General features: G+C 50.6%; 7 protein-coding genes. 6 read left to right on the top strand and 1 reads right to left on the bottom strand.

The genetic code is table 11. From position 1 onward, the window contains the following. Positions 1 to 91 precede the first annotated feature (91 nt). The 6 genes from KW93_RS09320 (at position 92) to KW93_RS09295 (ending at position 5,814) form a co-directional block, all read left to right on the top strand. On the top strand, positions 92 to 1,006 hold the full coding sequence (locus tag KW93_RS09320; RefSeq protein WP_033542736.1) for an SDR family NAD(P)-dependent oxidoreductase: 915 nt from the start codon (positions 92 to 94) through the stop codon (positions 1,004 to 1,006). A gap of 17 nt (positions 1,007 to 1,023) precedes the next feature. Then, positions 1,024 to 1,935, top strand: coding sequence for an SDR family NAD(P)-dependent oxidoreductase (locus tag KW93_RS09315; protein WP_033542735.1), 912 nt, complete (start codon positions 1,024 to 1,026; stop codon positions 1,933 to 1,935). A 174-nt stretch (positions 1,936 to 2,109) separates the two neighbouring features. Beyond that, positions 2,110 to 2,907 carry an alpha/beta fold hydrolase gene (locus KW93_RS09310; protein WP_235318394.1) on the top strand — a complete coding sequence of 266 codons (798 nt, stop codon included), beginning with the start codon at positions 2,110 to 2,112 and terminating at the stop codon, positions 2,905 to 2,907. A gap of 13 nt (positions 2,908 to 2,920) precedes the next feature. Continuing rightward, entirely contained in the window at positions 2,921 to 3,850 is a 930-nt protein-coding gene (locus KW93_RS09305; RefSeq protein WP_033542733.1) for a sensor domain-containing diguanylate cyclase, read from the top strand. A gap of 189 nt (positions 3,851 to 4,039) precedes the next feature. Further along, positions 4,040 to 4,861, top strand: coding sequence for an alpha/beta fold hydrolase (locus KW93_RS09300; RefSeq protein WP_033542732.1), 822 nt, complete (start codon positions 4,040 to 4,042; stop codon positions 4,859 to 4,861). A gap of 107 nt (positions 4,862 to 4,968) precedes the next feature. Beyond that, positions 4,969 to 5,814 carry an STAS domain-containing protein gene (locus KW93_RS09295; protein ID WP_052131547.1) on the top strand — a complete coding sequence of 282 codons (846 nt, stop codon included), beginning with the start codon at positions 4,969 to 4,971 and terminating at the stop codon, positions 5,812 to 5,814. A gap of 70 nt (positions 5,815 to 5,884) precedes the next feature. Here the strand turns inward: KW93_RS09295 and dapA are convergent, their stop codons facing one another. Continuing rightward, on the bottom strand, positions 5,885 to 6,772 hold the full coding sequence (gene dapA, locus KW93_RS09290; RefSeq protein ID WP_033542730.1) for a 4-hydroxy-tetrahydrodipicolinate synthase: 888 nt from the start codon (positions 6,770 to 6,772) through the stop codon (positions 5,885 to 5,887). Between the last annotated feature and the right edge of the window lie 68 nt (positions 6,773 to 6,840).

Raw genomic sequence — 6,840 nt, 5'->3', positions numbered from 1 at the left:
AAACCGTAAGATAAAACCGCCAACACGTTTCTCCGGCATGAAAAGGGGTATTTTTAAGGCAATCGATTTTCAGACAAGGAGGAGCGCGGCTATGCCTGACGAAATGAAACGCAGCGGACTGACGGTGGTGGTGACGGGAGCTTCGAGCGGGATCGGCAAAGGAATCGCAGTGGAATTGGCGGCACAGGGAGCGAATGTCGTGTTTTGCGCAAGGCGAACGGCACTCATTGAGGAACTGGCGGAAGAACTGGGGCCGAAAGCCGTGGCGGTGACAGCGGATGTCAGCAGGGAACAGGATGTTGAACGGCTTTTCGACACGGCATTGGAGCGGTTCGGCAGTATCGATGTATGGATCAACAATACCGGCATTGGCGCATACGGAGATTTCACGGACACACCTTTGAAGGATCTGATCCGCATGATTGATGTCAATTTGCTCGGCACAATGTTCGGCAGCCATTTCGCAATCAGCCAGTTCAAAAAGCAGGGCCATGGCACATTGATCAATATCGGTTCATTCGGCGGAAGTGTCGCTATACCTTCCGCGGCTGTCTACAGTGCTTCGAAATTCGGCGTCACCGGCCTGACGAGGGGTCTCCGCCAGGAAATGGAACTGGAGAACCGGGAAGATATCCATGTCTGCCTCGTCAATCCGTGGGTTACGGATACACCGTGGACGGTCCATGCCGGCAATTACAGCGGCCACGAAATACTGGTGGGCCCCGCTGACGGACCGGAAAAAGTGGTGGAAGCGGTCATCGGTTTGATTGATGAACCGAAGGAAGTTGTGGATATCGGAGCAAAAACGACACTGGCAGCTGTAGCCGGAAAACTGGCGCCTTCTGTGACGGACCGATCGACCGGCCGGTTCATGGCTCAAATGCTGAGCGAGGCGCCGCTGTCCCCACCGACGGAAGGCAGCCTCCATGAGCCGAGGGCTGAAGGCACAGGAATTTCAGGTGATTTGAGAGAGCGGCTGAAAATGAAAGCGGAAGGCGACAAGTAAAAGGAGGATGTGAAGAAATGGCTGATCAAAAACCTTATGAAAACATAACCGTGGTCGTGACGGGGGCTTCGAGCGGCTTTGGCAAAGGCGTTGTGCGACGCCTCGCTGAAGGAGGCGCAAACGTCGTGGCGGCTGCACGCCGTAAACACCTGCTGGACGAACTGGCGGCGGAATGCGGCCCGAATAATGTGATGGCGGTCGAAACGGATGTCAGCAAAGAAGAGGATATCGTGAACTTAGTGGATGCCGCCAACCGGAAGTTCGACAAAATCGATGTGTGGATCAATAACGCGGCGGTCGGAACCATCGGCGTCTACGATGAAGTGCCGCTCGCCGATCTGCGGCGGATGGTCGAGATCAATGTGCATGGCACCATCTATGGCAGCCATTATGCGCTGCGCCTCTTTGAGGAACAGGGCAAAGGAACCCTTATCAACCTGTCGTCCGTTTCGGCCAATGTCGCTTTTCCCTATTACACGCCTTACAGCGCAAGCAAGTATGCCGTAACGGGATTGTCGGATGCCCTTCACGAAGAAATGGCGATGACAGGCCGGGACGATATCCATGTCTGCACCGTCTACCCATGGGCAACCGATACGCCGTGGTTCGAACACACAGCGAATTACACAGGCCACCTGGCGGAAATGAAACCGATGGACGACCCCGAAATCGTCATTGACGCCATCATCGATTTGATTGACAACCCGAAACAGACCGTCAATGTCGGAATGAAAACAAAAGGCACCACCGCTTCGAGCAAGGTTGCAGCCGGAATGACAGAAAAAATGAATGCCAGACAGGTGCTGAAAGTGATCAAAGATGCACCGCCGGCAGGCCCGACTTCCGGCAGTCTGCACAATCCGATGCTGAGCGGCACGGAAGTGGACGGAGGAATCCGTGCGCGGATGAAAGCGGAGAAAAGCGAATAGCCTGTATTAATATCGGACAGTACAGAAAGAACCGGCAGAAAAAATCTGCCGGTTCTTTCTGGCTGACAAAAAAGAAACGAAATACTTATACTTTGCCAGTGTATTATTTGGTAAGATTGAACCATTCAAAAATTTTTAAGAAATTGATTAATGGACAGGAACAGGTGAATTGAAATGGACAATATTATACAGAGGAATAATGTAAAGGTTACCGGCCAGGGAACTGCCGCAATCATATTCGGTCACGGCTTCGGCTGCGACCAGCTGGTGTGGAATGAAGTGATCCAGGAATTCAAAGAAGGCTATAAGGTGATTACATTCGATTACGTCGGATCTGGAAAAAGCGATAAAAGGGCCTATTCGAAAGAACGTTACAATACATTGCATGGCTATAAGCAAGATCTTCTGGAAGTCTGCGACGCCTTTGAAGAAACCAGCTTCATCTTTGTCGGCCATTCGGTCAGCAGCATGATCGGGATGCTTGCTTCGATTGACCGTCCGGAGCTGTTCAGCAAAATGGTGATGATCGGACCTTCTCCTCATTATCTGAATGAACCGGGCTACCGCGGAGGCTTTGACAGGTCAGATATCAGCGAGTTGCTCGATATGATGGAAGTGAATTATAAGGAATGGGCGAAGTACCTTGCACCGGTTGCCATGGGGAACGAAGACCGCCCGCAGCTTGCGGAAAATTTTGAGCAGCTGCTCTGTTCCAATGATCCTGTAATTGCCCGGCAATTTGCGGAAGTGACATTCATGTCGGACATGCGGCAGGAACTTTCCGAATTGAAAGCCCCGACTCTGATTCTGCAGACACAATACGATGCCATTGCTCCAATGGAAGTCGGGAAATACGTTCATGACCATATCGCGGAAAGCCGACTGGTCGTAATGGACGCGATGGGGCATAACCCACATATCAGCAATGCTGGAGAAACAGCCGCTGTCATAAAAGAGTACTTGACCGAGTAAGGGGTGAGAGTCGATGGATGAGCAATTGGATTTGGCTCCGGCCGGCTACCTGGTGATGGATCAGAATCTGAAAATAATGGACATGAACAGGATGATGTTGGAAATAGCGGGCATCGAACAGGCGCCAGACCACATGCATGATCTTTTAACGATCGCTTCCAGGGTTTATTTTCAGACTTATTTCATACCGGCGATCATGACGCACGGCACTGTCAGTGAAATGTACCTGAAACTGAAAAGCCCGGGCGGCCCCGTGCCGGTATTGATGAATACGAGAAAGCGCAATGGTCTTTTTGAATGTGTCATCATGCAGGTGTCAGTCCGGAATGAGTATGAAACGGAATTGCTGAATGCGAAACGGGAAGCCGAAGGGATCAGCCGCGCGACCGAAGAAGCCAATAGCCAGCTCAAGAAATTATTGAACGAAGTGGAATGCAAGCAAGCCGAGCTGAATATCCTCAATGACCGGCTGAAGGAACTGACTGTAACAGATGTCTTGACCGGCTTGAAAAACAGGCGATACCTCGAAGAATTTCTGCCGGAACTTATGGCAGCGGACAGCCTATACCTGCTGATGATTGATATCGATTATTTCAAGCGGGTCAACGATACATACGGGCATCATGCCGGGGATGTGGTGTTGAAAAAACTGGCTGAAGTGCTGAAAGGGACGATCGGAAAAGCCGGATTCGCGGCGCGTCTAGGCGGCGAAGAATTTGTGGCGGTGCTGCCGGCAATGGATACGCAGAAAGCAGCAGAAATGGCGGAACAAATCCGCCGCAATGTGGAACTGTTTGACTGGCCTTACCGGCCAATTACAGTCAGTATCGGCCTGGCATGCAATTTGGGCGGTGATGCACTTGCAGACTTGCTGAACCGGGCAGATGCCGCTCTGTACGAATCGAAGAATAATGGACGCAACCGGGTGACGGTGGCTATCTGAAAAACCCTGCCGTTTTGGCAGGGTTTTTTCAGTTGGAGAATGACCGGATTGTCGGTGGGCATTTCGATTGATTTGGAAAAAAATAGAATTTACAAGTCCTCCTCATATGAATCCGGTTCAATCAGTGATAGTATGAAAGTAGGGTTAATAACATGGAAATACGATTCTTAGATAGGGGTGATGACATAAATGACGGCAACAAAGGAAAAAGCGGACCATATTATCCGAAGAAATAATGTCACAGTCAAGGGCCAAAGCGAAAAAGTTCTGGTGTTTGCGCATGGTTTTGGGTGTGATCAATATGTCTGGGATAAGATTGCGCCAGCTTTTGAAACAAAATACCGGGTCGTGCTGTTCGATTATGTCGGATCCGGCAGAAGTGATAAAAAAGCGTATGACAACAATCGGTACCGGACGCTGCATGGCTATAAAGAGGATCTTCTCGAGCTGTGCGATGCGCTGGACCTTGAAAATATTGTGTTTATCGGCCATTCGGTCAGCAGCATGATCGGCGCGCTCGCTGCCGCCGAACGTCCGGAATTGATGAAGAATCTCATCATGATCGGTCCGTCTCCGCATTACCTGAACGAAGAAGAATACACAGGCGGCTTTGAAAGAGCTCAAATCGATGGCATGCTGCAGATGATTAAAGGCGATTACAGTGAATTTGCCCGTTTCCTGTCTCCTGTCGTCATGCAGAATGCATCGCGTCCTCATCTGGCGGAAGATTTCGAGCGTTTATTGTGCCAGAACGAACCTGACATCATCGCCGATTTTGCGGAAGCGACGTTCCTGTCGGATTTCCGTGAGGATTTGGCGAAAGTGGAAGTGCCTACACTGATCCTGCAGACGCGGAATGATGCCGTTGCCTCGGAAGCGGTCGGCAAATATGTGCACAGCCAACTTCCAAACAGTGAGTTCAAGCTGATGGACGCCGAAGGGCATAGTCCTCATGTCAGTGATGCACCTGAAACCATCAGTCTCATAACGGAATACCTGGCGGCTCATTAGAAGCCTTAAAACATTTTATTTATTTTCAATGAAAGCAGTACACTGAGATGTGCTCTACAGGTATAATGAATTCAATAACTATAGAATGTAGACTCATGGAGGTACGGATGGACAGAGAATTTGAAGTTTTGGGACAGCGCGTCATCGATGATAAATACTTGATTGCGGAACTGATAAATGAGGAAGTAATGAAAGATAAGGATGAGGCAGCCGCTGCTGTGAACCGTGAATTCATCCAGCAGGTCATTGATACGAGAGCCGGCTTTGTTGAACTTCTTGGCGAATCAATCAAAAATTCCTGCCAGGTCGAAAAAGTCTATGAGGCGATCGATTCATGGGGACTGGCGACAGGCCGCTATTTCCTGGAAGCAAATATGATGCTCGATGATGCTTTGGCGGAGTCTTCGCTGTACCGGAAACACCTGGTGAAGCTGATCAAGTCGGAAGGCAAACAGCGGGATATTGATATGGATACGCTTTTTGAAGTGATGGAATTTTTCCATACGCTTCTGGACCATGCCATGTTTTCCTACAGCAGTGCCTACATCGATGCATATCAGGAAAAACTGAAGGAAGCACGCCGCGAATTCTTCGAGCTTTCCGCGCCGGTTGTGCCGATTGCTGATAAAGTGGCGATCCTGCCGCTCATCGGTGACCTGGAAATTGACCGTGCCCAGTACATTTTGGAAAAAACCCTGACTGCCGCCAATAAACTGCGGATTTCCACGCTGGTCCTGGATCTTTCCGGGGTGGTAAAAGTGGATACGATGGTTGCCGAGCAAATCATCAAAATCGTGCAGGCCTTGAATATGGTCGGCGTGAAAGCGATCCTGACTGGCATTCGGCCAGAAATTGCAATCACTTTGTCGCAGCTCGGCATCGATACCGGCTCACTCGTAGTTGGAGGAAGCCTGAAGCAGACACTGGAGAAACTCGATTTCATGACATTATAAATGAAAATGATAAAACAGCAAAAAACGCTGAAGCAGTTTCATCCGCTTCAGCGTTTTTTTGTATGTTCAGTTATACAGAGGCGTTGATATTGGCCGCTTCCAGAAGCTGACGCAGCGTGGCAGTTTCTTCTTCATTCAGCGGAATCATCGGCAGGCGGACAGTGCCCGTCTGGATACCCGTCAATTGCAGGGCCGTTTTCACCGGCACGGGATTCGGTGCAGCGAACAGGGCGTTCATCACCGGCAGCAGTTTGCGGTGCTGGGCAGCCGCTTCTTTGATGTTGCCGGCAGCAAAGTCTGCAAGCATCGCTTGCATGTCATTGCCGATAATGTGCGATGCGACGGAGACGATGCCATCTGCGCCGATGGCCATCAGTGGCAGCGTCAGGCCGTCGTCACCGCTGTAGAGGGTGAAGTCGTCAGGCGTATTTTCGATGATCAATGACGCAGCGTCAAGGTTGCCGCTCGCTTCTTTGACAGAGACGATATTGTCGATAGCCGACAGGCGGATGATTGTTTCCGGTGACATATTGACGGCGCTGCGGCCAGGGATGTTGTAGAGCATGACCGGCAGGCGGGTCGCTTCTGCGATGGCTTTGAAATGCTGGAACAAGCCTTCCTGCGCAGGTTTATTGTAGTAGGGTGTGACAAGCATGATGCCGTCGACGCCGGTTTCTTCGGCCTGTTTCGTCAGCGTAATCGATGAGCGGGTGTCGTTCGAACCTGTTCCGGCAATGACCGGAATGCGGCCGGCGACGCGTTCTGCTGTGAATTTAAAAAGCGCCAGTTTTTCAGCGGACGTCAATGTCGGTGACTCGCCGGTCGTGCCCGCGACGACCAGGCCATCCGAGCCGTTCGCGATCAGGTGCTCGATCAGGCTCCCGGTTGCTTCAAAATCGATGTCGCCATTCGTGTCAAAAGGGGTCACCATTGCTGTGATAATTTTTCCGAAGTTCATAAGATCCCATCCTTTTAGTTTTATTTGTTCCAATAAATCCAAGGGCATTTACTGTTTGAGGTGCGGTT

It is taken from the genome of Planococcus sp. CAU13, from assembly GCF_000775575.1.
Lineage (GTDB): Bacteria > Bacillota > Bacilli > Bacillales_A > Planococcaceae > Planococcus.
This window is presented reverse-complemented; position numbering and strand designations above follow the sequence as displayed.